The sequence below is a fragment of the Pandoraea sp. XJJ-1 genome, from assembly GCF_026802345.1.
Taxonomy (GTDB): domain Bacteria; phylum Pseudomonadota; class Gammaproteobacteria; order Burkholderiales; family Burkholderiaceae; genus Pandoraea; species Pandoraea cepalis.
Map to the genome: position 1 here is coordinate 2469950 of NZ_CP113827.1, position 26585 is coordinate 2496534.

Here is a 26585-nt window from a genome sequence, read left to right on the forward strand (position 1 = left end):
TCGACATAAGGTGAGAATTGCTTACGGTTTCGCGTAGGTATCGGGGTCTGGATTCGCCCCCGGCTGAGCAGTCGGGCCCCCTACCGGAAGCGCACTGGCACTCTGAACAATCGTTCCAATTCCGGTGTTGAGCGTGCGATTTGCGTCTCTTGGATAGACCGTGTCTGTTTGGTTCAATAGTCCTTTGGACTCGGCGTCTTGCAATTCGGCCCGTACTTGAGCGCGCGTCAAAGACGATGCCTGGGCATCTTCGGCAAATGTGGGACCGGACACGAGTACGGCAAGGGCTGCGACGGTAAGCAGATGTGCTTTCATATTCTTCCTTCAGAGTTGCCCAACTGGATGAGTCACGAGATGTGATTCATTGCACTGATAATCTAACGGCCTCATCCTGATTCGACGGTGACATCGAGGTTACGTTTTTGACATGGGCGAAGGTGGTCTCATCGGCTCGGACAGTCGGATAAGTGCAGCGGCCTTGGCCTGAGGCGGCGTTGTTGCACAAATCGAACTGGAAGGCGGAGTTACCCCTGAGAGGCGAAATTCAGGCAATACGGACGGACTACGGGCGGGCAAGCTCACTCATGTGTGACGATGACATTCGTCATAACCGGTGCAGCCTGTCCGGACTGGCGCCGCATGACGGCCCTTATGCGCGCCAGCAGTTCAGCCATCTCGAAGGGCTTGAGAATGTAGTCGTCCGCACCGGCGTCCAAGCCCTTCAGTCGTTCCGCCAACGCATCGCGGGCGGTCACAATGATGATCGGAACACGTTGCCCTTTTGCTCTCAAGATCTGCAAGACGCTGTGACCGTCTTTGCGAGGCCGCCCCAGATCCAGCAGCACCAGATCGTAATGCTGGCAATCCGAGGCCGCCAAGACAGCTTGTCCGTCGGTGACCCAATCTACCGCGAATGTCGCATCCCTGAGTGAGTCGCGCACGACGCTGCCCACCTTCGGGTCGTCTTCTACGAGCAGGATTCGCATGTCATGCCCTCTGATGGGACGTTTTAGTGCGCTTTCGCCGCGGCGCGCTGCCTATAGAGCAGCAGGCTGGTCAGAATAAATGCCAGCAACGCAAACGATGCCGAGTATCGACTCAGCGCAAGACCGCCGCCACTCACGGGTTTGTCTAGGAAGTCCCCCACCACGGCACCCAATGGGCGGGTCAAAATAAATGCCGCCCAGAAAAGCAACGTTCGCGATGTGCGGGTCCACAAGTACGCCCCGACCAGAATCAGCAGGAGCGCACCGAACACCACCGCCGCCCCCGTATAGCCAAGTCCTGCCGTATCTGCGGTCCAGTCGCCTAAGGCTGTGCCCAGCGTTTGGGAAAACATGATCGTAACCCAATAGAACACTTCCGCTTTGGGCGAGTTGACCGTATGGACGGAGACCGAGCCCATCGTCCGGTACCAGATCCAGAGCGAGCCGACCAGCAAGGCGAGCAGAATTGAAGAGCCTCCGGCATAACCGATACCCAGCGATCGGTCGGCAAAGTCTGCGAGCGTGGTGCCCACCGTTGTCGTCGCGATAATGGTCGCCCAGTACAGCAATGGTGAGAACTGTTTGGCACGAATCTGTGCCGTAACAGCGACGGCAAAGATCACCGCGAATATTGCAGTGCCGACGAGGTAACCGAGGTTCATCGACATGGAGACCGCGTCGCCTCCCGTCTCACCCAGTGTGGTTGCAGCGATCTTGATCACCCAAAACAGCAGTGAGACCTCGGGCACCTTGCTTAGCGATTTCTGGACGTTATCGTTCATGGTCAGAGATATCGATCGAGAAATTAAGTTTGCTGACGCGCGACTGCTCGCTCGGAAATCGAGAGGTAGAGCACCAGAACTACGATAGCTGCCACGAATCCGGCGCTTGTGTCGACAACCCCAAGCCCAAGTCCCCCATTGGATGAGGGTTGCGAGAGGAGATCGCCGCACGATGCGCCGAACGGTCGAGTCAGCACGTAGGCTACCCAGAATGTCGTGACTGCACTGCGATGGAACACAAATCGCGCAATCGCCGCAAGACCAATCAGCGCACCGAACACCAAGGCGGAGTTCGCGTACCCCAGATTCAGGCCCTCGGCCACCCAATCGCCGGCTGCCGTGCCCAAGGCGAAAGTCAGCAGAATAGCGGTCCAGTAAAAGAGTTCACGCTTGATCGTGTCAATCGAATGAATCGACAGGGTACGCTCCTTGGCGTACCAGATGCCGAAGGTGAGGAGCAACGCGGCCGAGAAGGCGAGCGTGGATGCCGCCAGCGGTACGCCCAGGTTGTCGCTCAGGTTATCAGTGACCAGGGTTCCGAACACACTCACGAAGACGACGGTACTCCAGTAGCGCCACGGGATGTAACGCCGCGCCGACACCTGTAAGCCCAAGAATACGGCCAGAAGCACCCCCATCACAGCAGACGTTCCTGTCAGCCCGAACCCAAGGTTGACGTTCAGGAAGTCGGCCGCTGTCTCGCCGACGGTCGTGGACATCATCTTGATGAGCCAAAACGTCAAGGTGACTTCCGGCACCTTATTCAGCCACACCGGACTTGCTTGACTGACACGATTCATGCTTGCCTCCGATTTCACTCGATAACGGGCGAATTTTCCGACAGCAAGCTTAGGGCACACTTAGGTATGCCAGCGTCGTATCCCTACGCCTTCACCGAACCACGATCGATCAATCGTGCAAACAATTTTCGGTGTGCGCAGAGGGGAGCGGGGGGGAGGTCACCCCGGCGCTCGGCCACCTCGGTGAGGCTCAGGCCGTCGGGAAGATCCGCCATCGCCGGCTGCCCAGTCACTGGCCGTCCCTCGTTTCGGCCTATGCCGGCGCAGTGCCGGGCTCGGCCAGCTCGTCGCGCTCGTCGCGCTCGAAGCGTCCGTAGCGCAGCGCCAGCGTCGGCAGCACGATCAGGTTGAGGGCGGTCGACGTGATCAGGCCGCCGAGAATGACGATCGCCATCGGCCCTTCGATTTCGTTACCTGGCGCGCCGCTTGTCAGCGCGAGTGGCGCCAGCGCGAGCGCGGTAACGAGTGCGGTCATCAGGATAGGCACCAGCCGTTCCGATGCCCCGCGCACCGCTGTATCCATGTTCCACGTCAATCGATCGACTTGTATCAAGTGCTCATAGTGGCTGATCAGCATGATCGAGTTTCGTAATGAGATGCCAATCAATGTGACGAAACCCACCATACCACCAATGGAAAGATTCGCCCCCGTCAGCACCACGCTCAGTACCCCGCCGACGAGCGCGAAGGGCAGGTTGACCATGACGAGCAGCACGCCGCGACGGCTCTTCATCGCGAGGAACAGGAGCAATGCGATGCCGATGAGCGACATCCCCCCGTACGCCAGCAGGTCGCGCTGCGATTGCGCGCGTGCTTCGCTCTCCCCGCTGAAAACGGCGTAGGTGCCCGGTGGCATTTTGATCTCACGGTTCACTCGCGCCTGCGCCTCCTTCACGAAATCACTGGCCGGCCGGCTACCAAGGTTGACCGACACTGTTTGCACGCGCTGGCCGCCGTCGTGCGTGATCTGATAGCGGCCGGCGACCTGGCGGATCGTCGCGAGCGTGCTCAGCGGAACGGCAAACCCGTCGGCATTACGCACCATGAGTTTGCCAATGTCGCCGACCGTCTTGCGCTGCACCGGATCGAGCACGACCGCGACGTCATAGGTGCGGCTGCCTTTGTAGATCTGCGAGACCGTTGTGCCAGCATAGGCGGACCGGATCGTATCGAGCACTTCGACGGGCCTGAAGCCCCAGCGGCTCAACGCGTCCGGCTTGAGCTTCACGTCGAGCTCGGGTATGCCGGGAGGCGAATCTACCCGCACGCTGGCGACGCCGTGGATCGTGCCGATCAGCTGAGCGATTTGTTGCGCCGTGCGATCGATGACATCGAGATTGTTGCCGAACACTTTGACGACCACCGGGGCCGTTGTTCCCGAAATGGTCTCGTCGATACGTTCCTCGAGAAACGTATTGACTGAGGTGCTCAGGCCCGGAAAGCGCGCCAGCGCCTGGCGAATCCGATAGAGCGCCCAGTTTTGGCCCGATGCGCCCATCGGCTTCAGGTCGACCTCGAACTCGGAGAGCTGCACGCCGGTCGGGTCGACCACCCCGTTCGCGCGGCCTGCGCGCTGTGCCACGAGACGCACGCCGGGCACCTGCATCAACGCCTTCGATACCTGCGTGCCGATGCGCATCGATTCCGCGAGCGACGTGCCCGGCTCCAGTCCCATATGGACGATGTAATGGCCTTCGCGCAGTTGCGGAATGAAGCTCCCGCTCATGAACGGCAGCGACGCGAGCGCAGCGACACACATCAGCGCCACCGTTACCATGACCGCTTTCACGTGCTGCTCGACCTTTGTCAGCAGCGCGATGTAACGCGCCTTCAGGCGCGCGACGAGACGGGGTTCATGCTCGGGCAAAGGCCCCTTCGCCAGCAGGGCAAGCGCCATGGCCGGCGTGAGCGTCAACGCGACGCCGAGCGACGCGAGAACGGCCAGTATGTAGGCAATGCCGAGTGGCGCGAAGAGCCGTCCGCCGACACCCGAGAGCGTGAGTACCGGCAGGAAGATCAGCATCACGATGAAAGTCGCAAACACGACGGCGCTACGGACTTCGAGCGAAGCACGCAGCACGACGCGAAACGCGGGGAGTGGCTGGGGTCGCTTGCGATTCTCGCGTAGACGCCGATAAATGTTCTCGACGTCAATGATCGCATCGTCCACCACTTCACCGAGCGCGATTGCGAGGCCACCCAAGGTCATCGTGTTCAGGCTCACGCCGAACTTGGTCAGCACGATGATCGCAACCAGCAGCGACAGCGGAATCGCGACGGCCGAGATCACGGCGGTGCGCACGTTGAGCAGAAACAGGAACAGGATGGCGATCACGAGCACGGCGCCGACGATGAGTGCCGTCCTCAAGTGACCCACCGCGGCATCGATGAAATTGGCGGGCCGGAAAACGTCCGCGTTCACGTCGACGCCTTGCTTGACAAGCGCCGGCTTGAGTCCGGCGAGCGCATTTTCGATGTCGCGCGTCACGGCCAGTGTGTTGGTGCCGTACTGGCTTTCCATCACGACCATCACGCCGGGCTTGCCCATGACCGAAGCCGCGCCGACAGTCGGCGCACTGCCCCAGGCCACATTCGCGACGTCGCCAAGCCGAACCGACGCACCGTTGCTCGAACGCAGTACAACGCCGGCCAGTTTCTCCGGCGTGGCGATCTGGCCATCGGCATTGATGGCGATGCGCTGGTTATTGTTCTCGATGAACCCGGCGCCCCTTACCCCGGTGGCTTGGCGGCCCGCGGCGATCACGTCCTGGATGGACAATCCGTAGTGCATCAGCTTCGCGGGATCGACCTGGATCTGCATCTGGCGCGTCTCGCCGCCGAACACGATTGCATCGGCCACGCCGGGGACGCTCAGCAGTTGTGGCTTGATGGTCCACTGTGCGATGCCATAGAGATCCGCGAGCGAGCGTGTCTTCGACGTGAGACCGATGATGCGCACGACGCTCGTCGTCGTGGTGAGCGGCAAAAGCCTGGGCGGCTTGACGCCTGCAGGCAGCGTGGCCGCGAGCCCGTTGATGCGCTCGGTGACGAGTTGTCGGACCTGCATCACGTTTGCGCTGTCGTCGAAGACGAGCGTGATCGAGGAGAGGCCCTGCATCGACCGCGAACGCATCGACTGCAGCCCAACCATGCCGCCGAGGGCATTCTCGAGTGGTTGCGTGACGAGCGTCTCCACCTGCTCGCTCGTCATGCCTGGCGCTGCCGTCTGCACGATGCTCATCGGCGGAGCGAATTCGGGAAAGACGTCGAGCTTGGCGCGCGTGAGCGTAAAGAGCCCGTAGCCGGCCGCGACGACGGCCAGCGCATAGATGACGCCGCGAAAGCGCAGCGAAAAGCGGATGATCGCGTTGAGCATGGAACGTAAGGTCGCGTTGATCAGGGCGGGTGAGGCGTGGGTCAGTCGTCACACTCGGGTGGATCCTTGCAGGCCGTGGCGATGCCTTGTGGCTTGAGCTCTTCGGAGAGCAGCAGTTGGGCACCCTGCGTCACGACCTGGTCGCCGGCTTGGAAACCGGACGTCACCGTGAAACTGTGGTCGCCCTCGTCGCCAGCGGGCACGAAGCGCCGCGTAAAGCGATCGGGGGCCGTCCGCACGTATGTCCATGTTTGCCCGCCGTACCATACCACCGCCCTTTCGGGGATCCGCAGCCCGGGTGCGGTCTGGCTCGACGTCGGCACGCGCGCGTTCGTGTGCAAATTTGCCGGCAGCGCGTCGTCAACGAAGTAAAGCCAAGGGCTGCCCTGCACGGTCGGATCGGCAAGCGGCGAGGCGGAAAGCTTTTGAGCCGGCACCGAGCGGCCGTCGGGAGTATCGATCGAGATACGTGCGGGCGGGGCCATGTCAAAGCTGGCCGGCAACGTGACGCGCAACACCACGGCTTGCCCAGACTGGAGACGCTGAAACAGTTTCGAGGTCGATGCCGTCGCGGCATTCGCAAGCGCGTCGCCAAACTGCTGCCGCATCGTAGCGTTCAGCCCGTTCAGCGTGGCATGGGCCGATTGGAGCCTCGCTTCGTCGGCTTGCATCGCCGACTGCGCATCTTGGAAGCTCTTCTGCGAAATGTTGCGATCGTCCGCGAACAGCGTGCGGCTGCGCTGGTACTGGGCGCGCGAGCTTGCGACCTGCGCAGTGAACGTTCCGACGTCCGCGCGGGCGCCCGCCAAGCGGTTGCGCAGATCGAAGAGCGGCTGCAGATCGATGACGGTGGCGTAGGCGCTGATATTGGCCTGGCGCGTGACGGCTGTGAGCGGCGCGACCTCGATGTGGCTGGCGCGCTGTTCCTCGGGACCGACGACGACCACCGTTTCGCCGTTGACCGTCTGTACGGCGCGGGGCGGGGCGGATTGCGTTGCCACGGTCGTCGACGTGCTGGTGTCCAGGAACGTCTGATAGATGTACCAGCCTGCACCGCCAGCCAGGGCCAGCGATACGACGGAGAGAGGGATCAGTCGGAGTTTCATCGTGGTGTCTCTTCACTGAAGGTATCGCTCACCGCCTCGTGACCGAGGGGTTGCTGCATCGCATCTTCGAGTGCGCCGGCGCCTTGCTGGACCGCGATCACGGCATCGAGATGGACGGTTTCACTGGTCTGATAGCCCGCTTTCGCCTGCGTGTAGGTCAGTCGGTCCGCGTTCCCGTTGGCAAAAGCGGCGGCCTGGCCGTTGAGCTGTCTGCGGGCACTCGCGAGATGGGCGTCGGACAAGCGCAATGCTTCGACGCTTGACCGGTAGCGCGTGAGCGCATGCGCAAGATCGGCGAGAATCTTGTCCTGCAGCGCGCCGGCACGGGCCGCAGCTTCCTGGCGTCTTGCTTCGGCTTCATGGATGCCGCCTTGATTCTGGTTGAAGATCGGCAACGTGATGCCTGCGAGCCCAAATGCGATCTTGTGCGTGCCCGTGTCGTATGTATAGGGGTCTCCTCGTTTTCAGTGCAATAAGTGACGGTACGAAAAGCTAGCACTGGCGCGGAGGTGGTGTTGGTAGATCGTTGATTTCATTGACTTTCCTGTTCACTTTCAAATCTGCGATTCGTGGCGTCAAACCGTGGTCGGTTTCATCCATTGGTGCCAGTTATCGATGCATTTGGCCGCGAAGGCAGGATTTGGTCAGCATAGCGGTCAACCGGGAAGCGAAACACACCCCGCAAGTTGATGCTCTCCAGCCTGGTGGGCGCAATCTTCCCGATCAGTTCCGGTGGAATGACCTGGCGGCGGTTCGACCAGCGATCCAGGACCGCCTGCATCTGTGAGGTATTCCACGCCATCACGATGTTGGCCATCAGGCTCAACGCATCGGCCACAGCCTGCATTTCATCGACACGTTTGGCCTGCGCCGGGCTGATCCGGCCGGTATAAATGGCGCGCTTGAGGGCGTTAACAGCCTCGCCCCGATTGAGCACCCGGCGCAACTCGTTCCTGAAAGCGTCCTTGACAAAGTAGTCAGCCAAAAACGCCGTACGCAGCAACCGCCCCAATTGCACGCCAGCCTCATAGATTGGATCGCCCTGGGCGGCAGAACCGAACCGCGCAAGAGCTGCCACCGCACTGGCATGTCCGCTCATGACCGAGGCTGCCAGGTGCACCAGACTATCCCAATGCTTTTCGATCAAAGCGACGTCGACATTGGCTTCGCACACCGCAGCGATTTCTGCGGGCACTTTGGTGCCGCGTGGCACAAAGAGGTGGCGCTGTTTGAGTTCCTTCAACCGCGGGCAAAGATCAAAACCAAGCAAACGGGCATGTGACATGGCAAAGTCGGTGTAGCCATGGGTATCCACAGCAAGCTGGCTGGTCTCCAGCTTTTCTTGGCGGATGACACCTTCAATGGCCACGCCCGCCTGGCGCTCATTGAGCACAAAGGGCTGCGCATGGAAGATGCCCCACCGGTCTTTTACATGGGAGTAGATTCCAATGGAAGGTGTGTTGCGCCGAGGATCAAGCCGGGCTTGCCACACCCGTTTGGTGGTCTCCATGCTCATCATGTCAGAAGATGCCAAATCGGACCGCCCCCAGGTGGCGGCAATCGGGTGTCGCTGCATGAATTCCAGCACAGCCTGGCAGGCCTGGCTCAGACGCCGTTCGTCCCGCGCCCAGCGCATGGCCTGGCGAATGCTGGTGGCAGACAATTGCGGAATCATGCGCGCGCATTCGACCGCAGTCAGACTGGTGCCGTGGGCCATGATGCCGGCATAGACCATCAGCAGCTCGTCGGTAGAGCGCGGCTCACGTCCGAGCATGATCCAGCTAAAGCGCACCTGGGCGTCAACGGCCAGAATCACTTCCGGCAATTGAACCTCACCGATGCGGTGATCCAAAGCCGCGCGCAGCTTGGTCACTTCTGGGTCTTCGTCCTCTGCGGGCAATGGCGACAAATGGAGTTCATCATCCACGCGCAGTACGCCACTGCGGGCTGCAGCGGCCACCGCATCGACACCGGCAGTTACTCTGGCCAGCAAAGGCTTCAAGAAAGTGGCAGCCTTGCTGGGTAACGATAGACGGGCATAGTGTTTCTTGGACTCTGCCTGCCAACGCTCGTCCGTGAAGAACAAGCGCGCACGACCCCGAAAGCTCAGGCTGTGCTCAATCCAGACCGAGCCATTGCGCACCGCGCGGCGCAGGGCAAACAGGGTGGCCACCTCCAACGCCTGAAACGCCCGTTCCCGGTCTGGGCTGGAGATCGAAACCTGCCAGATCATTCCCAGACTTGGTGCCACCACTTCAACTGGCAGCTTTCTGGATCCTTTGAGATATAAAGCTTGCAGCTTGGCAAGGTACTCGATGGCAGGATGCTCGCCGGTGGCCTGCCAGGGCAGCTTTGCAATGGCGACGAGCAACGACCGCACGGGGCGAATTCCATCAATCAATCCCTCGCGGACCAGGGAGGCCCTGCTCGGTGGTTTGCGTTTCTGGGTTTCGGTGATCAAGGCTTCAAGACGGGCACGCAACTCAGCATCTGGCACCGCACCTTGCGCGCTCAAGGCAACAAGTTCGCCGAGCAGCGTTTTGTACATTGCGGCCCAATTGACGGTAGCGGGGACATCGGCGGCAGCCTGACGCCACAGATCGGCGATCCGGCGCTGCACCATAAGGATCAACTGGTCTGTGGTGGTGAACAGGCAATACCGAAGAAAGCATGCGACCTCCACGGTGCGCGCTGGCTCTTTGATCTTGGCTCCGGCTGAGGGCGGCCTGGAGACAAGTCGGCGCGCGTAGCGGCGCAAGATGAGATCGGGGATGTCTGCCAGGTGCTTATGAACGTCCAGCGTGTAAAGCAGGTCGATGCGCTCCAGTACCTCGCTGATTTGGCGGGTTGAGTGTTTCGCCGGTGCAGCCCATAGCCAACTCTGCTGGGTTTGTCCATCTGGGCGCAGCTCTGAAACTGAGGCTCGCCAGCGATCAAGTGTTGCTGGATCAACGCTGGCGGCGATGGCGGTGCCTGTTTCAACTTCAAGCTGGGCAAGTGCCGCCGCAATCAGTGTCCGAATTGCCCGCTCGTGCACGATCACCAGCTTGTTCTTGTACAGCCATTGACGCGCCCGCACGAGTAGCTGATCGCGGTCGGCGCAGCGCGCCACTTCGTCGCGCAGTTCACGTACCAGTGAGCGGCGCTGGTGCTCGCTCATCCACTGGAATCCAAGGACCGTGCAGGCTACTTGTTGGTGATCGAATAGCGTGCGCCCGCGTTCATACATGGCTCTCAGCGAGGCGACTTCTGGTGCTGCAATGCCAAGCTCGTTGCCAAGGTGGCGCCACAAGGCTACTGGAATTACCCGAAAGGCACCGAGCAAACGCCCACTCATGCGCAGGAAACCAATATGGAGCGCCAGACCAAGCTTGTGGGAATCACCTCGGCGTGCATTGATTGCGTCGCGCTCGGCACCATCGAAGGTGAAAAATGCCTTCATCTCGAAGTCGCTGATATCGCGGGGGAGCCCACGCATCCCCAAAAACGTTGTGTGCCAACCCTGCATCGTGAACCTCAAAAGTGGGAGGCCACCATACCCGTTTACAAAGCGAACAGGAAAGTCAATGAAATCAACGGTCTACCCAGACCACCCCCGCGCCAGTGCTAGCTTTGCGTACCGTCACTTATTGCACTGAAAACGAGGAGACCCCCTATGGGATACCGAGCACAACACTGGCGTTCTGATTTACCTGCTGCTGGCGGATCGCAGCGTCGAGATCGTCGCGGATCGCGGCATCCATCAAAAAGTCGGGGCGCGAGAATGGAGCGCCGTGTGCCGGCAGATGGAAGCCGCCTTTCAGAAAGGCGAATACGAAGCCGGTGTCATCGCCGGCGTCGAGTCCGTTGGCCGGCATCTGCGGCGACACTTCCCTGCACGGGACGGCGGCACGAATGAGCTGAGCGACAAGCCCGTGGTCTTGTAACGGGGTGAGGGAGCGGCGCTATGCGCTCGGTTGGCGCGGAAATAGCAAGATGAAGGTGGTTTTGCCCTCCGAGCTCACGACATCGACCTTGCCGCGGTGAAGTTCCACGATGGATTTGACGATCGCCAGGCCAAGCCCCGTGTTCTTCGCGGATCCGTGACGAGACGGATCGACGCGATAGAAGCGCTCGAAAATTTTCTCGATATGTTCGGGCGCGATGCACTCCCCGAGGTTCATCACGCTGACGATGGCGTGGTGCGAGGATTCATGGGCGCAAAGCGTAATGGCGGTGCCGGCCACGGCATGCGCCAGCGCGTTCGATACGAGGTTGCTCACGGCGCGCCGAAACATGCCCGCGTCCGCCCAGATGCGAGCGTCTGCCTCGACAACGATGTCGACGCCAGCCTCCTCCGCCAGTCCCTGAAAGTAAGACGCAAGCCTGAGCAGTTCGCTTTGCGCATCGAGCGTGCCAAGCGCCAAGTGCTGTGTGGCATTGTCGGTGCGAGCAAGGAACAGCATATTTTCCGTCATGCGCTGGAGCCGCTCGCATTCTTCGATGTTGGAGTCGATGAGTGCTTCGTACTCTTCGATCGTGCGGGTGCGCGACAACGTGATTTGCGATGAACTGATGACGTTGGCAAGCGGCGTGCGCATATCGTGCGCGAGATCGGACGAAAATTGCGAAAGTCTCACAAATGCGCGTTCCAGCCGGTCCAGCATTCGATTCACAGACAGCGCGATGTCCTGAAGCTCCAGCGGTCCGCCCCGAATGTCGAGTCGCTCGCCGAGGTTATGCGCTTCGATGCGCGAGGTCTGGCGACCGATGCTGCGGATCGGCCGGAACCCTCGTCTGGTAATGGCATACCCCAGCGTGCCGACCAACACCGCCCCTGCGGCCATCGCGAGAAGTACGTCAATGCGGTACCTGTCGAGCAGAGATCGGCGCTCGGACGCTGCGCGCACAAGCGAGACACGAACCGTGCCGCCCCCCGGCAACACCGCCTGCCCGGAGATACATCGCGACAGGCCGATTCCCGCAGGCTCACAAGTAAAGGGCACACCCAAAGCGTGGTGCGACGTCGCTACCGGCAACAGGTCTACTGCCTCCGCGTCCGAGTGTTCCACGAGCGGCGTGTTGTTCTCGTCGAAGATGCCGAGATAGACGCCAGGGTGCGAGAGCAGCACCTCGTGGAAGAGTGCCGGATTGGACCTTATCGCCGCCATCGAGCCCTGATCGCGAATGAGCTGGAGGAACTGGTTCAGCTTGCCGGTAATTTCGATGTCGTCGCGCCGCTGCAGCTCGGTGGCCAACGAATCATAGAGGAACGTGCCCACCAGGGCGAATACGAGTATGGCGACCGTCGAAAACGCCACCGTCAGACGGCGCAGCAGGGAGTAGGGCCTGGCGTCGAAGCTCACGAGCGATCCTCGAGCACGTAGCCCATCCCACGGACCGTGTGCAGCAGCTTGTTCTCGAAGGCATTGTCGATCTTGGCGCGCAGCCGCTTGACGGCGACATCGACGACGTTCGTGTCACTGTCGAAGTTCATGTCCCATATCTGCGAGGTAATGAACGTTCGCGTCAGCACCTCGCCCTGGCGCTCGGCCAGCAACTGAAGCAGAGAGAATTCCTGCGCCGTGAGGTCGACCCGGATCTGCCCCCTGCGCACACGGCGCTTGATCAGGTCGATTTCAAGATCCGCGATGACCAGCGTGTCTCGCACACCCCGTGGAGCACGCCGCAGGAGTGATCGAATCCGGGCCAGGAATTCCGCGTAGGCGAACGGTTTCGACAGATAGTCGTCCGCACCCAGCTCCAGGCCGGTCACCTTGTCTTCCACGGTGTCCCGCGCCGTCAGCAGAAGCACGGGCGTCTGCTTTTGTATACGCAGGCGCTTGAGGACTTCGAAGCCATCCAGTTCCGGGAGCATCACGTCAAGCACGATCAGATCGAAATCTTCGTGCAGCGCGAGAAACAGCGCGTCTTTGCCGTTGTTCGCCGTGTCGACGGTATAGCTTGCCTCCATCAGACCCTTCCTGAGGTAGGCGGCCATTTTGGGCTCGTCTTCGACTATGAGTATGCGCATATCAGAATTGGGCGGGCCGGCGGCCGATGCCGCCAGAGCCGTGGGTGGGCGTCATCCGCGCAGCGAGGCATTATCCCATGCCCGGCCTGGACGTCCGCGGCGCATGCCGCGGCGTCCCTCCCGGTCATTCGGGGCTCAACGTGCCTAGCGCCGCGACCACAGCGAGGATCGCCGTGGCAGCGTTGGCTTCGATAAAGAGACTCCGGCGCAGCGCGGATATCGCCCCCTGGAAATCCCCGCTTTGTACCCGGATCTCGAGCAAGGGCGCCAAATGGTAGCGATTCGCCGCCGCGAGGCCGAGCATCAGGCCAAAGAGTGCCAGCTTCACGACGAGCAACTGCCCATAGGAGGTGGTGAACAGACCGCGCAACGTGGGACCGACGATCATGCCGTAGTTGATCAGTCCGGTGGCGACGAGCGTCACGACGATCATGGCGCCCACGACCGCAAAACTGTTCAGCGTCCGGCTCAACAGGGCGATGCGCGCTTGCGGCGTCGAATGATCCACGCGCAGTAGCAGCCCGAATGCCGTCAATGCGCCCACCCATCCGGCGGCCGCAATGAGGTGGAAGACATCGGACGTGAGGTGGAGGACACCTTTGTCCCCTTCGTCCATCACCCCATGTCCGCCCCAGGCCAGCGTAACCAGCGCGATACCGCCGGAGACGGTGGCCACCGCCAGCGACGTCGTAGGGCGGCGTGCAAGGGCGAGCGCGGCGGCAAGACTTGCCGCCAGGGCGGCGATGCGAGCCAGCCACGCCGCGCCGAAGGCCGTACCGGAGATCAGCATCGAAAACGCGTGCGCCCCGATCGAGGCGTAATCGGACGCGCCGGTCATGGCTTTGCCCATTACGATCATGCTGCCGACAGACAACGCGATGCCGATGGCAACCAGCGCCACGAGCAGCGAGCGCAGCGGCCTCACGAAATCCGTGGAATGTCGTTCATGGCGCCGCAACGCGTAGAGCCCGAAGAGCGGCAATCCGAAAAGCAGCATGAGATCCAGGTAGAGCGCGAACCGGACGGCGATGTTGACCCAACTGTCCATGCCGATCACTTCACCGTGAACGAAAGCTTCCCGGTCACCGGATGGGTGTCGGAAGAAATGGCGCGCCAGTCGACGCGATAGGTGCCGGCCGGCAGGGGTTGCGACGGCGCGATGACCATGACCTTGGGATCGTCGCTGCCCGACACCTTTGCGGCAACCCGCATCGGCGCATGGCTGGACATGCCCGGCATGCCCGTCATGACGAGCGCCGCGCCGGAAAATTGGGTCATCAGGTTCTCGGAAAAGTGCAGCTCGATCTTTTCGGGCGCCGCGCCTTCGGCATTTTCCTGCGGCGTCGAGGACAACAGCTTGGGATGCGCATAGGCGACCGAGGCAAGGGCTCCAGTGGCGGCGATCACCGCGATGCGAGAGGCGACGTGTCGAAGATTCATCGGTAACTCCGTGGGTAATGGGTGAGGCAAAAAAAGGGGGGGACGTCGTGCGCCGGACGTGCGAACGCCGACTCAGAACCAGGCGCGAACGCCCGCAACAAAGGACACTTCGCTGCGTCGCTGGCCCTCCTGCTCGGCGAAACGCGCCGTATTTCCGTAGCTTCGGTCCCAGTTGACACCGATATAAGGGGCGAATTGGCGATCGAGTTCATATCGCAGGCGCAAGCCGAGCGAGGTGGACGACAGGCCCGCACCGATACCCCGGCTTGCATCGTTCTTGCCGTAGATATTGATTTCCGCCGTCGGTTGAAGCACCAGTCGGTTGGTAATGAGCAACTCGTATTTGCCTTCCAGCCTGGCGGCGGCCTGCCCGGCCTGGCCGACATAGGCGGTTGCCTCCACGTCGAAGTTGTACAGCGCGAGCCCCTGCAGGCCTAACGCGGCCCACGTCTGGGACCGTCCCGGCTTGAAGTCGTGGCGAACGCCCCCGACCACGTCCCACCATGGACTGATCGCATGACCCCAAAGCGCCTGGACTTCCGCGTCCTCCAAACCATGTCCCGTCCGCTTGCCTTCCGAACGGATCCACAAGCGGTCGATATCGCCGCCCACCCAGGCTGTGCCTTCCCAGTTCAACGCATTGCCGCCGCCGGCGCGTTGCCATTCCAGTTTGTCGAACAGCACCAGGTAGTTGATCTGCGCGTCGCCCATATCGTGCATATGCCCGCCATGGAATACGGCATTGCGATCCGCGTCGGTGAGCGGCGGGACCGGAGACGCGGTCGGGGTCGATGCGGCGGGTTGCATGGGTTGAATCTCCACGTCCCCCGACGCGGCCTGAACGTGCGCGTGCGCCGGGGAAGCCGCCGACTGCGCAAGGACAGGAACGGCGTGACCGAAGGCGGCCGACACGCCGAAGGCCAGGGCGATTCGGTGGAGGCGTCGCGGGATCGTCGACGACATCGATTTATCCATTCGCATCATTCTTCCACGCGTACTTCGCGAAACATCCCCGTCTCCATATGGAAAAGCAGGTGGCAGTGATAGGCCCATCGCCCAAGGGCGTCGGCCGTGACGCGATAGCTTCGCTTCGACCCAGGGGCGATATCGATCGTATGCTTGCGCACCATGAACTTGCCTTCTTCGTCCTCCAGATCGCTCCACATGCCATGGAGATGAATCGGGTGCGTCATCATCGTGTCGTTGACCAGCACCAGCCTGACCCGCTCGCCGTACTTGAGGCGAATCGGCTTCGCGTCCGCAAACTTCACGCCATCGAACGACCAGGCGAACTTTTCCATGTGGCCGGTCAGGTGCAGTTCGATCGTGCGCGTCGGCTCACGTCCGTCGGGATCGGAAAATGTGCTCTTGAGGTCGGCATAGGTGAGCACGCGACGTCCGTTGTTGCGCAGTCCGATCCCTGGATCGGAGAGCCGTGGCGTGGGGCTCATGGCTTGCGCATCGACCAGCGGATTTCCGCTTTCCGTTGCGGGATGCGATTGCATCGCACCCATGGCGCCCATGCCGGACATGGCTCCGTGATCCATGCCAGACATGCCCGCCGCAGCGCCGGTGGCCGATCCCGACATGCCGTCCATGCCCGGCATCGCCCCCGGATCCGTGCTCGACGTGCCGTCCATGGTCTGCAGGTTTTCACCGCTCATGCTGGACATATCCATGCCCGGCATGGCGTTGGGATCCTTGGCAGGCGTGCCATCCATGGTCTGTATCGCGTCGTCGCTCGTGCTCGACATATCCATGCCGGGCATTGCGCTGTGATCCATGCCGCCCATGCCCATATCATCCATCGTGAGCAGCGGGCGCGGGTCGAGGGAGGGCACCTCGGCCGCCAACCCTTCGCGCACGGCCAGCGTGCCGCGGGCAAAGCCGGTTCGATCCATCGACTGAGCAAAGATCGTATAAGCCGATCCGTTCGCCGGCTCAACGATCACATCGTACGTTTCGGCGACCGCGATCCGGAACTCATCCACGCTGACCGGATTGACGTATTGCCCATCGGCCGCCACGACCGTCATCTTGAGGCCGGGGATTCGCACGTCGAAATAGGTCATGGCCGACCCATTGATAAAGCGCAGGCGGATGCGCTCGCCCGGGCGAAAGATGCCCGTCCAGTTGCCGTTGGGCGCCTGCCCGTTCATCAAATACGTGTACGTGTAGGCGCTGACGTCCGCCAGATCGGTCGGGCTCATGCGCATCTCTGCCCACATCTTTCGGTCGGCGATTGTCGCGCTCCACCCTTGGGTTCTGACGTCGTGAAAGAAGTCGGCGATCGTGCGCTGGTGAAAGTTGTAGTAATTGGACTGCTTCTTGAGCTTTGCCAGGATTCGCCGCGGGTCTTCATCCGTCCAATCGGAGAGCATGACCACGTAATCCCGGTCATACTTGAACGGCTCCGGATCCTTCGCGTCGATGACCAACGGGCCGTACACGCCCGTCTGCTCCTGCAAGGCCGAATGGCTGTGGTACCAATAGGTGCCGTGTTGCTTCACCCTGAAGCGATAGGTGAACGTTTCGCCGGGGTCGATACCGTTGAAGCTGAGCCCCGGAACCCCATCCATGTTGCTCGGCAGCAGGATGCCGTGCCAGTGAATGGAAGTCTGCGCCTGAAGCTTGTTCGCGACGCGCAGGGTAACGTCATCGCCTTCGCGCCAGCGCAGGACCGGGCCGGGCAGGGTGCCGTTGATCAGCGTGGCCGTTCGTGTCTGGCCGGTAATGTTGATGGGGGTCTGACCAATATCGAGATCGAACTGGGTGCCCGTGAGCACATGGGGTTGGCCCGGGCTCGAGATCGCCCAGACTGGGGGACGCCACAGGCCAAGCCCGCCGGCAAGGCCGGCGGCCCCCAATCCCTTCACGAAGGTGCGTCTGCCGAAGTGCGTTTGCATGTATCCGTTTCCGATTGTCTCGACAACGCCGTATGGCTCGATGTCCGTCAGTCGGTACCGCGGTGTTCGCCCGGCCGGTACCTTGCGGCATGGCACAAGATTATCCGGGCGCTGACATCGATAACATGACGGCAAAATGACGAATTTGTCATGCTGAAGACAGCCGCGGGGAGGCGATGCGCGAATTCCACCGCTCGCACGGGTCAGCGGGTGACCCGTGCGGCCAATGCCAGGCGCCCAGCCGGATCAGCCTCGCCGGGCTACCCAGATCTTTTTGCGGTTCAGCAGCAGCGGAACGATACCGATGAGAATGCCGGCCTGCCGACGACATTGGTGGCCCAGTCGAAGGTCGGGATGCTGTAGACCGCGATGAAAAAGAGGAAGAGCCCGCTTGCCACCGGCCAGATGACATGGGTCACGACGGCCCACGGACCCTGCGTCAGCACCTTGCGATAGTACCAGCCGCAAGCGACCCCGGTCAGCCCGAGGTAGAAGCTGCTCCCGAACCCTATGCATGGCAAGTACTGCCTGCTGCGTTTCGGTCTTTACGGTAACGTGCTTGCCCGGCTGTTGGACAGCTAGCCAGATCGCTCGCGCGTCCGCCGCATCGCTCTTGTTGCCGATGTTGAATGCCTTCACAAATCTCGGTGAGAGCAACCTGACCTGATGTCCCAGTTTGGTCAGTTCACGAGCCCAATGTTGCGCACCACCGCATGCCTCCATTCAGCAACTCATTCGGCGACGCCCATGGACATCATTCGAGCCTCCACATGCACGCAATCATGAGAGTTCGGCGCTGTCCATATATCGATAACTAATCCTTAGCCGGGGGAAAACGGTTTGCAACTGCGCCGCTACTGGAGCAGCGCCTGTTCTCAATGCGCGATAAAGTCACAGTGCACGCCGAGCCCCGAACGACGAATCCCCCGATGGGAGCATGAGACTGTGCTTGAAGCCGTCCAACGCTAGCTCGACAAGACTCCGGATGCGATGACAGTACGCAGGCGAACCGGTCGAACATGTCTTCGGGACGTTCAAGCACTGGATGGGCTACACACACTTCCTGGCACGCAGGCTGGCCAACGTGGGCACCGAGATGAGCTTGGATGTGCTCGCCTACAACCTCAAGCGAGTGCTGAAAACACTGGGGTTCTCGAAAACGATGAAAGCAATGCGGCTGACGGGTGCGTAAGCACCCGCCCTTTGCGCCTTCCGAGCGGACCGAAGACGACGGTGCGGAGGGCATCAGAGCCGTTCAGCAGATCGTCGTCACCGAATTGACCGCGGAAACAGTAAAACAAGGCAGGACTCGCAGGCCGCCGCGTATGCTGCGGATCAATCGGCGTTTCCTCACACCCTAGGCCGTTTCTGCCAGTGACAAGCTCCCCGCTCAAACGTCCGCAGTACGGTGCACTCCGCCCCCCCAGGCAGTGCCGGGGAACGCGTCTATTCCTTCAGCTTTTCACCTCAGCGACCTTTACCTCACGTGCTACCTTCGCCTGTCGCCGGGTCTTCTCATTGAGTATCTGATGACGCCGGTGGTCGTCATTTTCTTCCAGCCGCTGCTTTCGTCGGGCGTCCGAAAGCAGCCGATGCAAAGCCCGGTCTTGCCATCGAACGCACAGACATCGATGCATGGCGATTTGACTGGCATCACTCAGGCCACTGCGCGGGTCGGGTTCACTTCGGCCGTCACATGCGACAGTCCCTTGAAGCGCTTGAGTGCTGCGCGGTAGAAGCTCGGGTTGCGCCGCGATTCATCGGTGGCCACCGCAACGATCGCGCTCATATGCCCCGGACCGACGCGCCAGACATGGAGATCGAGCACGGTATCGCCGTTGTCTTCGATGACATGACGGACGTTCTCGGACATACGCTTGTCCGCATTCATGTCGAGCAGGATGCCGCCCGTATCGCGCATCAAGCCCCACGACCAGTTCGCAATCACCAGTGCGCCGATCACACCCGCAAGTGGGTCCATCCAGACCCAGCCGAAAGCACGCGCAAGCAGCAGTCCAATGATCGCCAGCACGGAAACCGCCGCGTCGGCAATCACGTGAATGTAGGCCGAGCGAATGTTGTGGTCACGGTTTGCTCCATCCTGAGCATCGGCGTGCTCGTGTTCTTCGAACAAGACTTGATGTTCACCATCGGGCAGGCGGACAACGGCCTTGAATGCATGGGGCTCAGGAATGTGGTCCTTCGACTCCAGATAGCCACCGCGATCGACAAGTGCGAACGTCTGGCGCGTGCCGTCGGGGCGGATCGTCGTAACCGAAGCAGCATCGGCGTTGAGCTTCGAAGAGTCCGTTTCTGGTGCAATGCGGAAGACAGGCGGCACCCCGTCTTCGAAGACCGATAAGGCGAATACGCCGGCGCTACCGAAGATGCGATGCACCTCTTCCTCGTGACTGTGGCCATGACTATGCCCGTGGCTATGTCCATGGCCGTGGTGATCGCCGCTTAGCAGCCAGACGCTCGCAAGATTAACCAGCAGTCCAAGTACGGCGATGGGGATCGCCTGACCAAAGTGGATGGGCACGGGCGAGAGAAAGCGCGAAACAGCTTCGTACGCGATCAGCAGCGCGATCATCGCGAGTACGATGGCGCTGGTAAAGCCCGCGAGATCTCCCAGCTTGCCGGTGCCAAATACGAAGCGGGAGTCGCCAGCATGCTTGCGGGCGTACGTATAAGCCAAAGCGGCGATGAGCATCGCTCCAGCGTGCGTTGACATGTGCAGACCGTCGGCGACGAGTGCGAGAGAGCCAAAAAGACTCCCGCCGACAATTTCAGCCACCATCATCGCACTGCACAGCGCAATCACCATCCAGGTTCTGCGCTCATTGTCTTCGTGGGCTACGCCCAGAAAAATGTGATCGTGTCCCGCCCCGAAAGCGGCGTCCTCAAATTTGCTCATATCTCTCTCACTTGAAGTAGCTGTGCACCACTTCGATCAGTTGCTCGGTGCCGCTGCCGTGCTCGTCGTCGTGCGGTTCTGCGTCGACGAGATGCGTGCGGATGTGGTCTTCGAGAACGACCGCGAGCAGCCCGTTCATTGCACCCCGGCTGCTAGTGATGAGCTGAAGCACATCCATACATCCACGCTCCTCTTCAAGTGCTCGCTCGATGGCCTCGACCTGGCCCTTGATACGGCGAACCCGGTTGAGCAGCTTCTGCTTTTCGCGAATCGTATGGCTCACGGCCAGCCCCCAAATAGTGTAGGGGGCTATCTTACTACATATAGGGTACGGGGGTATACGTTTCTATCAAACGAGGGTTGAATGGAGCGTTGCCAGTGCGACGCTTCGCGCCAGAAAATTTCAACCTGCCGGGTGTGGTGCTTTCGAATGGAATGCCAGCTTGGCATTACGGAGGAAACATTCGGATGTCTCCGTTGCAGTGCTCGCGGGCGGTCGCTAATGGCCGTTTTGTGCCCTCGGAATCAACGATCGCCCCACTTCAGCCACTGCTGCGCCGCACAAGCCGAAACCAACCACAGAATCCGTATACCCCTCATTTCACGCTGGGACTGGCCCCGGCTATCGTGTTTGCCTATGTGCGCCTAGCAACGCGAAAAGAGGCTCGATTGATGGAGCGTTTTGGGCGGGCGTATGCGGACTACCGCGAGCGCGTGCCGATGTTTGTACCGCGCTGGCGCACTCGGACACTTTGAACTGCATCCTATGGCCGTGAAAGCAGTTCATGGCAAGCGCGGGGCTGCCGTGAGCGGAATGACCCCGACGGCAGCACGAGCGTGGAGAGATTGGAAGGCGAAGCGGGTGTCCAGAGTCTGCTCCGGACGCTTTGAATTCGCGCTAGCGGGGCATGTCGGCAACGACGCCGGAAAACGTGGCTGATCCGATGTCGGCACCCGGTACTGTCGGTTCGGAAGGAATTGCCCCGAGCAGCAGCACCAGCCACACTTTGCAGATGATGATCGCAATCATCATGTCGACCCGCCAAAATTCGGGAACCGCCCGGGACGGTCCGTCCCTTAATTGCACATTTGAACTATAGACCGTTGCACATTGCGTGGCGTTGACATCCACAGCCGGTGGCGTTGCCGGGAAATGCGTAGTGTGCGGACAACGCGGTTCCATTGCAGGTCTGCCTCGGCCACCGCCATAACAACGCGTCGAACAGTTGCGACAGCGATGCATGCGCGCGGCAATCAACACACCCTCGGCGGCAGCGGGGCGACGGACTCGCGCGCTCAGGCTCATTCTCCAGCCAGCACATCAATGATCGGACAGTTGGGCCCGCCGCCACCCGCATCACATTGCTGCACCAGCGCGCCCAGCGCCTTTTGCATTGCGGCAAGGTCGATTATCTTCCGCTCGATGAGCGCCAACTTGCGCTCGGCCAACGCCCGCGTCTCCTTACAGGCGCACGCTGCATCGAGCGCCAGCAGGCCGCCAACGTCAGACAACGTGAAACCCAGCGCTTGCGCTCGCTTGATGAAGCGCACCCGCTTGAGCTGCTCTGCTGAATAGCGACGATGCCCGCCTGGCGGCTTGGGTGGTTCCTCCAGCAGGCCGCGCCGTTGGTAATACCGGATCGTCTCGATGTTCACCCCGGCAGCCTCGGCCAACTTGCCGATACTCAGTGTTGCCACGACATGTCTCCTTGACTCCGTACTTAAGTACGGGATTTAGAGTATCACCAACGCAAACTAATTCAAGGAGAAGCGTATGGCGCGACTCAGCGGGAAAGGTTCGCTCATTGCGGGCGTGCTGTCCGCCGTGGGCGCATCGGTATGCTGTGTCGGTCCGCTTGTGCTGCTCGCACTTGGCGTCGGTGGCACATGGATCGGAAACCTGGCGGCGATGGCGCCGTACCGGCCCTTCTTCATCGGCCTGACGCTGCTGTTTCTCGGGCTGGCCTTCCGCAAGCTCTATGGGGTGCCGCAGGTCTGCGCGCCCGACATGCCCTGCGCAAATCTTCGTCCGATCCATCGTCAGCGACGTGTGTTCTGGATCATTGCCCTCTTGCTGCTCGGCCTCTTGGCCGTGCCTTGGCTCGCACCGTTGCTCTACTGAACTGAAAGGGAGTTTCCATGCGCAAACTGCTGATGACCGTGCTCGCGGCCTTGCCTCTGGCGGCACTGGCTGGCGCGCCGGAGACGGTCACGCTTGACGTGCAGAACATGACGTGCGATCTGTGTCCGATAACGGTCACGAAGTCATTAAAGCGGGTGACCGGTGTCAGCACCGTCAAGGTCGATTTCGACAAGAAGACCGCCACCGTCACCTACGATCCCGACGAGGCCCAGCCGCAGGCGTTGACGCAAGCGACGGGGAACGCGGGCTATCCGTCCGCCGTTCGCAAGTGAGGCCGCGATGAACGCCGTCATCCTCGAGTCCTTGTTGACCTGCCCGCATTGCGGTTTTGCCCAACACGAAACCATGCCCACCAACGCCTGCCAGTATTACTACGAGTGCAGTCACTGCATGATGCTGCTGCGCCCCAACTCCGGTGACTGTTGCGTCTTCTGCTCGTTCGGCTCGGTCAAATGTCCGCCGATCCAGCAGCAGTGCGGATGCTGCGGGTAGCGGCAAGTCTGTTGGTTAAATCGCTCTCGGATCGTCTATGGCGACTGGGAAAACCACGCCGTTGGAAGCGTCGCGGCCAAATGGCCAAATCCGTGGTTCCGGCGGTGTGCGCGATGCTTTGCCTGAAAACCAACAGTCAAACTGGTTCGGATTTAGCCGAGCAGATCACATCGACCACACTCGGCTGCTACCGTTTGCAAAAACACCTTGTCAAAATGTGAAGGCGAAATCGGAGATGGCCGTTGGGAACGAGAAGAGTGCTCGACCGAGAGTTCAAACTCGAGGCAGGCAAGCTGGTCTGAGAACATAAACTCGTAAGTGCGCGCCACCCGAATTTCGCACGGGAACGTAGCATGTGGGCCGAAAAAAGGAGCATGTCGATGTCTTCGGAGAATCAGATCGATCTGGCCATTGCACTTCGCAAGTTGCACGAACTCGCCTCGGCGGATGGCGACTTGGGTGATGAGTATTGGTTTCGGGTGGGGCAACTGCTCAAGCGAGCAGCCAACATGCAGTCGGAGATTGATGCACTGTCGCGTGAGCTCGAGAAATGCCGTGCGGAGAAGGCCAAGCCATACTAACGCTCATCCAAAAACTTGATCCAGTACGAGAGGTTTCGTTTCCTGTCGAGGCTCCCAGCGTGGGGATCTCGAACGAGCCATTTGTTGCTCGATATACGTCCCAAAATAATCCGTCGATTACGACCAGTAATCCAGGCTATCGCGGCAGCAGAAAATCCCCATAGGCCGGTTCAGACCTTCTCGGCGACGTCAAGCCAGAGCTTGCTCCAGCGACGAGGCCTTGTCGGTCATTTTCCGCGGTGTAGACCGCGAGTTGGTGGGCCAAGTCCTCGCACCCTTTTGACCTTACCCTGCCGCGTACACCATTCGTAAGTTGGCCGGCTGGCCAGATTTCGGTTGATGCAGTGCTGGAATTGGGCCGGCGCCAGTTGCCCCAAGGCGCTATGCGGTCGAGCCGATTGGTAGTCGATTCGCCACGTTTCGATGCGTTTGACCGACTGCCTACCGAAATGCATCAAGGTGTCGATGAGGAATAGGTAGCGTAGGCGACGGGTTCGGAAAAAATTTTTGCGTCATAGCCCACCCTGTCAGACTCCGACAATGAACTTGCGAACATCCCCATGGGCCAGTTACCTTACGTTCCATACGTCGGCTGTGCCGAACACGTCTTGTTCCAGTTCCCGACGGCATTGCTGATGTATCGCGTCGACCGCTTGCCGAGGTCTTGAAAGCAATCGGGTGGGCTGTTGGCGACAAGATTGATGTTTCAATGGGTTAGGCTTCAAGCCCCATTCTGCACGGAGGTGGCGTAAAGTCCTTACACACGCTCGCCGGTAGACTGCCAATATCGAATCGTTGGCACGTCGCCAGTTTTTACATATATGGACTGCCCTAGATAGCAAGTTGATGTTTTGATTAGCACGGGAGTCGATTGCGTACATATATCCGGCGTCATGGAAAAGTCCTGCGCCTAACTGGAAATCCGCACGAACAGGCCTCAACAACTGGAAGACCTCAAGGGCCGTCATAAAAATCAGGTTCCCTGCTCGCCGGATCGACCGGTGTGCCACTGTCAATCATCAACGCATCGTCGGTGGAGGTAATGTTACGCAGGACGGTAAGGCTGGCCTGAGGCGAGTATGGCCCAGATGGTACGAGCCATCTTGTTGGCCATTGCGACGATCGCACGATTTGCGCCACGCCGCTGTTGAAGCGCCAAAGCCCAGGTATGCTTTTTATCCTGTTTGGTGGGGGCAGTTCGAAGTACCGCACGTGCGCCATGAATCAGTAGTGTTCGCAGATGTCGATCGCCGCGTTTGCTGATTCCCTGGAGTCTCGTTTTGTCGCCGCTTGAGCACTGGCGAGGCACCAAGCCCAGCCATGCGGAGAAATGACGCCCGTTTTTGAAGTCTTTGGGGTCCGAGACAGCGGCCACAATGGCGGTGGCCGTTTTGGGGCCGACGCCTTCGATCTTCGCGATGCGCTGGCACGTTTCACTGGCCTTGAAGACCGCATCAATGCGCTTGTCAAAACCGGAGATTCGACCGTCAAGCTCACGCAACTGGTCCATAAGATCGGACAGCATTTCTCGCGCGAGCGGTGTGAGCGCATTGCCGGTGTCAGCAACAATAGTTGGAATCTCCCGACGCGCCCGCGTGATTGACTGAGCAAACACGATGCCACGCTCGGCCAAGATGCCTCTCATTTGGCTTACCAAGCCAGTTCGATTGTTGACCAAGCGACTGCGAGCACGATGCAGACTTTGAACATCCTGCTGCTCAACAGACTTTACGGGAACAAATCGCATTGAGGGGCGTTGTAATGCCTCGCATATGGCCTCTGCATCATTGCTGTCGGTTTTGTTTCCCTTGACGAAGGGTTTGACGAACTGCGGACTGATCAACCGAACCGCGTGGCCCAGCTTCGCGAACTCCCTGGCCCAGTGGTGGGCGCTACCACATGCCTCCATGCCGATGGTGCACGGCGTGAGCCTCAGAACAGCTTCCATGAGTTGCGACCGCGCGACACGGCGTCGTAGCATGATTTTCCCAGACGCGTCGACGCCGTGCAGTTGGAACACATTTTTTGCCACATCGATTCCGAGAAAAGAGATTGCCATGATGGCCTCCGAACACGAGATGAGTCATTAGCACGATACCCCTTCGGGGGCAGTCCATCCCATTAACTGACACCTTGGAGCGCACTGCAAATGGCACGTCGAAGGTATCGTAGAAGAAGCCACCTTGCGGACGCGATTAATCAATCAAGTCCCGGAGCGCAGAAATGTTGGGGGGGTGTGATTGCCATCGCCTTTGTGTTCGCCATGTTCATGTATCTCGCCCTGTAAGACAAAATGGCAGCCCCTGCAACGTAGAATTCCCCTAGGGGTAACAGGGGAGGCAAACGCGCAACGTCCATCATCTCCGAGGCTCGGGAAATGTACCAAGCCACGATACATGAGCGTGTTTTACGAATTAGGAACGGCGTGCGAGCAAGTGACGTGCCGCGCGTGGCAAACCGCATGCACATCAGCAAGGAATTCCTCGTCAAGGCGCTAGGATTTTCTCGATCCGCAATCGACCGCAAGGTGAAGCAACGGAAGCACCTGTCCGTCGACCAGGCCGAACGTGTCCTTGGCCTTGTCCGGTTAATCGGGCAAGTTGAGGCCATGGTTGTCCAGTCGGGGCAGGCAGACGGGTTCGATCCGGCTCGTTGGACCGGCCAGTGGTTACAGCAACCAACCCCGGCACTTGGCGGCAGGTGTCCCGCGGAATTTTCGGACACGATTTTGGGGCAGGAGCTTTTGTCGGCACTCCTGGCACGGATGCAGAGCGGGGCCTATGCATAGCGTTGGCGATATTGCGATCATCAAAATTTGCGCCCGGGCCCTCGCTCGCAACCTGATTCAGCCGAAGTAATCAACGCGCCAATGCCTCCACGAGAGATCACGCCCAAGCCCATCGGGGGTCAGAACATCCATTGGAAATATTTCTCAAAATTGACTGATGATTAGTGCCATAAGCATCAGTGCCGATTTTGTCCAATAAATCTAACACCAGCGCAAGGTCCAAACGCTATCCTTTTGCAAATCAATGCCCTAGCG

Annotated in this window: 24 protein-coding genes and 7 pseudogenes; 8 read left to right on the forward strand and 23 right to left on the reverse strand. The window is 60.3% G+C overall.

Translation table 11 applies throughout. The features are described from left to right. Window positions 1-21 precede the first annotated feature (21 nt). The 8 genes and pseudogenes from OYT13_RS25255 to OYT13_RS11225 form a co-directional block, all read right to left on the reverse strand. Window positions 22-315 carry a DUF4148 domain-containing protein gene (locus OYT13_RS25255; protein WP_363324620.1) on the reverse strand — a complete coding sequence of 98 codons (294 nt, stop codon included), beginning with the start codon at window positions 313-315 and terminating at the stop codon, window positions 22-24. Window positions 316-587: 272 nt separating this feature from the next. Then, window positions 588-986 (reverse strand): annotated as a pseudogene (locus tag OYT13_RS11195) (response regulator); the annotation flags it as partial. Between the two features lie 23 nt (window positions 987-1009). Continuing rightward, window positions 1010-1768: a COG4705 family protein gene (locus tag OYT13_RS11200; protein WP_268567742.1), complete on the reverse strand. Its 759-nt coding sequence runs from the start codon at window positions 1766-1768 to the stop codon at window positions 1010-1012. A 23-nt stretch (window positions 1769-1791) separates the two neighbouring features. Then, complete coding sequence (locus OYT13_RS11205; RefSeq protein ID WP_268567743.1) at window positions 1792-2568, reverse strand: COG4705 family protein; 777 nt, start codon at window positions 2566-2568, stop codon at window positions 1792-1794. A 253-nt stretch (window positions 2569-2821) separates the two neighbouring features. Beyond that, window positions 2822-5944 carry an efflux RND transporter permease subunit gene (locus OYT13_RS11210; protein ID WP_268567744.1) on the reverse strand — a complete coding sequence of 1041 codons (3123 nt, stop codon included), beginning with the start codon at window positions 5942-5944 and terminating at the stop codon, window positions 2822-2824. Window positions 5945-5985: 41 nt separating this feature from the next. Next, a complete protein-coding gene (locus OYT13_RS11215) occupies window positions 5986-7050 on the reverse strand; it encodes an efflux RND transporter periplasmic adaptor subunit (RefSeq protein WP_268567745.1) in 1065 nt (354 codons plus the stop codon). Continuing rightward, window positions 7047-7508, reverse strand: a pseudogene (locus OYT13_RS11220) (TolC family protein); the annotation flags it as partial. The gene OYT13_RS11215 and the pseudogene OYT13_RS11220, both read right to left, overlap by 4 nt. Before the next feature lie 134 nt (window positions 7509-7642). Further along, window positions 7643-10558, reverse strand: a complete 2916-nt coding sequence (locus OYT13_RS11225; protein ID WP_003049965.1) for a Tn3-like element IS1071 family transposase — start codon at window positions 10556-10558, stop codon at window positions 7643-7645. A gap of 145 nt (window positions 10559-10703) precedes the next feature. Here OYT13_RS11225 and OYT13_RS11230 point away from each other — a divergent pair. Then, a pseudogene (locus tag OYT13_RS11230) lies at window positions 10704-10976 on the forward strand (TPM domain-containing protein); the annotation flags it as partial. Window positions 10977-10994: 18 nt separating this feature from the next. On the opposite strand, the gene OYT13_RS11235 reads toward OYT13_RS11230, so the two are convergent. The 8 genes and pseudogenes from OYT13_RS11235 to OYT13_RS11270 all read right to left on the reverse strand — a co-directional run. After that, a complete protein-coding gene (locus OYT13_RS11235) occupies window positions 10995-12395 on the reverse strand; it encodes a heavy metal sensor histidine kinase (protein ID WP_150563913.1) in 1401 nt (466 codons plus the stop codon). Beyond that, a complete protein-coding gene (locus OYT13_RS11240) occupies window positions 12392-13063 on the reverse strand; it encodes a heavy metal response regulator transcription factor (protein WP_094067655.1) in 672 nt (223 codons plus the stop codon). The genes OYT13_RS11235 and OYT13_RS11240 overlap by 4 nt, the downstream gene beginning before the upstream one ends. A gap of 124 nt (window positions 13064-13187) precedes the next feature. Then, window positions 13188-14111 carry a copper homeostasis membrane protein CopD gene (copD, locus tag OYT13_RS11245; RefSeq protein ID WP_017234414.1) on the reverse strand — a complete coding sequence of 308 codons (924 nt, stop codon included), beginning with the start codon at window positions 14109-14111 and terminating at the stop codon, window positions 13188-13190. Between the two features lie 5 nt (window positions 14112-14116). Further along, window positions 14117-14503 (reverse strand): copper homeostasis periplasmic binding protein CopC, encoded by a 387-nt coding sequence (gene copC, locus OYT13_RS11250; RefSeq protein WP_017234413.1) that lies wholly within the window; start codon window positions 14501-14503, stop codon window positions 14117-14119. A 72-nt stretch (window positions 14504-14575) separates the two neighbouring features. Beyond that, window positions 14576-15466: a copper resistance protein B gene (locus tag OYT13_RS11255; RefSeq protein ID WP_150563912.1), complete on the reverse strand. Its 891-nt coding sequence runs from the start codon at window positions 15464-15466 to the stop codon at window positions 14576-14578. Window positions 15467-15483: 17 nt separating this feature from the next. Next, the gene (locus OYT13_RS11260) at window positions 15484-17409 is read right to left on the reverse strand and encodes a copper resistance system multicopper oxidase (protein ID WP_150563911.1); all 1926 of its coding nucleotides are present in this window, start codon (window positions 17407-17409) and stop codon (window positions 15484-15486) included. 246 nt (window positions 17410-17655) lie between these two features. After that, window positions 17656-17930 (reverse strand): annotated as a pseudogene (locus tag OYT13_RS11265) (APC family permease); the annotation flags it as partial. Next, a pseudogene (locus OYT13_RS11270) lies at window positions 17899-18132 on the reverse strand (IS110 family transposase); the annotation flags it as partial. The pseudogenes OYT13_RS11270 and OYT13_RS11265, both read right to left, overlap by 32 nt. A gap of 108 nt (window positions 18133-18240) precedes the next feature. Here OYT13_RS11270 and OYT13_RS11275 point away from each other — a divergent pair. Next, window positions 18241-18601, forward strand: a pseudogene (locus OYT13_RS11275) (transposase); the annotation flags it as partial. A 262-nt stretch (window positions 18602-18863) separates the two neighbouring features. Here the strand turns inward: OYT13_RS11275 and OYT13_RS11280 are convergent. The 5 genes and pseudogenes from OYT13_RS11280 to merR form a co-directional block, all read right to left on the reverse strand. Further along, window positions 18864-19063, reverse strand: a pseudogene (locus tag OYT13_RS11280) (DUF1289 domain-containing protein). Between the two features lie 3 nt (window positions 19064-19066). Further along, window positions 19067-20326 carry a CDF family Co(II)/Ni(II) efflux transporter DmeF gene (gene dmeF / locus OYT13_RS11285; protein ID WP_017234409.1) on the reverse strand — a complete coding sequence of 420 codons (1260 nt, stop codon included), beginning with the start codon at window positions 20324-20326 and terminating at the stop codon, window positions 19067-19069. Window positions 20327-20333: 7 nt separating this feature from the next. Further along, window positions 20334-20609, reverse strand: a complete 276-nt coding sequence (locus tag OYT13_RS11290) for a metal/formaldehyde-sensitive transcriptional repressor (protein ID WP_017234408.1) — start codon at window positions 20607-20609, stop codon at window positions 20334-20336. Between the two features lie 615 nt (window positions 20610-21224). Beyond that, entirely contained in the window at window positions 21225-21359 is a 135-nt protein-coding gene (locus OYT13_RS11295) for a hypothetical protein (RefSeq protein WP_017234407.1), read from the reverse strand. 269 nt (window positions 21360-21628) lie between these two features. Further along, window positions 21629-22024, reverse strand: a complete 396-nt coding sequence (gene merR, locus OYT13_RS11300; RefSeq protein WP_017234406.1) for an Hg(II)-responsive transcriptional regulator — start codon at window positions 22022-22024, stop codon at window positions 21629-21631. 76 nt (window positions 22025-22100) lie between these two features. Here merR and OYT13_RS11305 point away from each other — a divergent pair, with 76 nt between their 5' ends. The 5 genes from OYT13_RS11305 to OYT13_RS11325 all read left to right on the forward strand — a co-directional run bounded on the left by OYT13_RS11305 (window position 22101) and on the right by OYT13_RS11325 (window position 23542). Continuing rightward, window positions 22101-22448, forward strand: a complete 348-nt coding sequence (locus OYT13_RS11305) for a mercuric transporter MerT family protein (protein ID WP_017234405.1) — start codon at window positions 22101-22103, stop codon at window positions 22446-22448. 17 nt (window positions 22449-22465) lie between these two features. Next, a complete protein-coding gene (gene merP, locus OYT13_RS11310; RefSeq protein WP_017234404.1) occupies window positions 22466-22741 on the forward strand; it encodes a mercury resistance system periplasmic binding protein MerP in 276 nt (91 codons plus the stop codon). 7 nt (window positions 22742-22748) lie between these two features. Further along, window positions 22749-22961 (forward strand): GDCCVxC domain-containing (seleno)protein, encoded by a 213-nt coding sequence (locus tag OYT13_RS11315; protein ID WP_083902328.1) that lies wholly within the window; start codon window positions 22749-22751, stop codon window positions 22959-22961. Continuing rightward, window positions 22922-23182, forward strand: coding sequence for a hypothetical protein (locus OYT13_RS11320; RefSeq protein WP_165385207.1), 261 nt, complete (start codon window positions 22922-22924; stop codon window positions 23180-23182). The genes OYT13_RS11315 and OYT13_RS11320 overlap by 40 nt, the downstream gene beginning before the upstream one ends. A gap of 159 nt (window positions 23183-23341) precedes the next feature. After that, window positions 23342-23542 (forward strand): hypothetical protein, encoded by a 201-nt coding sequence (locus OYT13_RS11325; protein WP_039830432.1) that lies wholly within the window; start codon window positions 23342-23344, stop codon window positions 23540-23542. A gap of 227 nt (window positions 23543-23769) precedes the next feature. Here the strand turns inward: OYT13_RS11325 and OYT13_RS25260 are convergent, their stop codons facing one another. Together OYT13_RS25260 and OYT13_RS11330 are read right to left on the reverse strand one after the other, a co-directional pair. Continuing rightward, entirely contained in the window at window positions 23770-23997 is a 228-nt protein-coding gene (locus tag OYT13_RS25260; RefSeq protein ID WP_150563910.1) for an integrase core domain-containing protein, read from the reverse strand. Between the two features lie 590 nt (window positions 23998-24587). Continuing rightward, window positions 24588-25601, reverse strand: a complete 1014-nt coding sequence (locus OYT13_RS11330; RefSeq protein WP_268566701.1) for an IS110 family transposase — start codon at window positions 25599-25601, stop codon at window positions 24588-24590. A 402-nt stretch (window positions 25602-26003) separates the two neighbouring features. On the opposite strand from OYT13_RS11330, the gene OYT13_RS11335 reads away from it, so the two are divergent. Continuing rightward, window positions 26004-26330, forward strand: coding sequence for an antitoxin Xre/MbcA/ParS toxin-binding domain-containing protein (locus OYT13_RS11335; RefSeq protein ID WP_017234402.1), 327 nt, complete (start codon window positions 26004-26006; stop codon window positions 26328-26330). The last annotated feature ends 255 nt before the right edge of the window (window positions 26331-26585 follow it).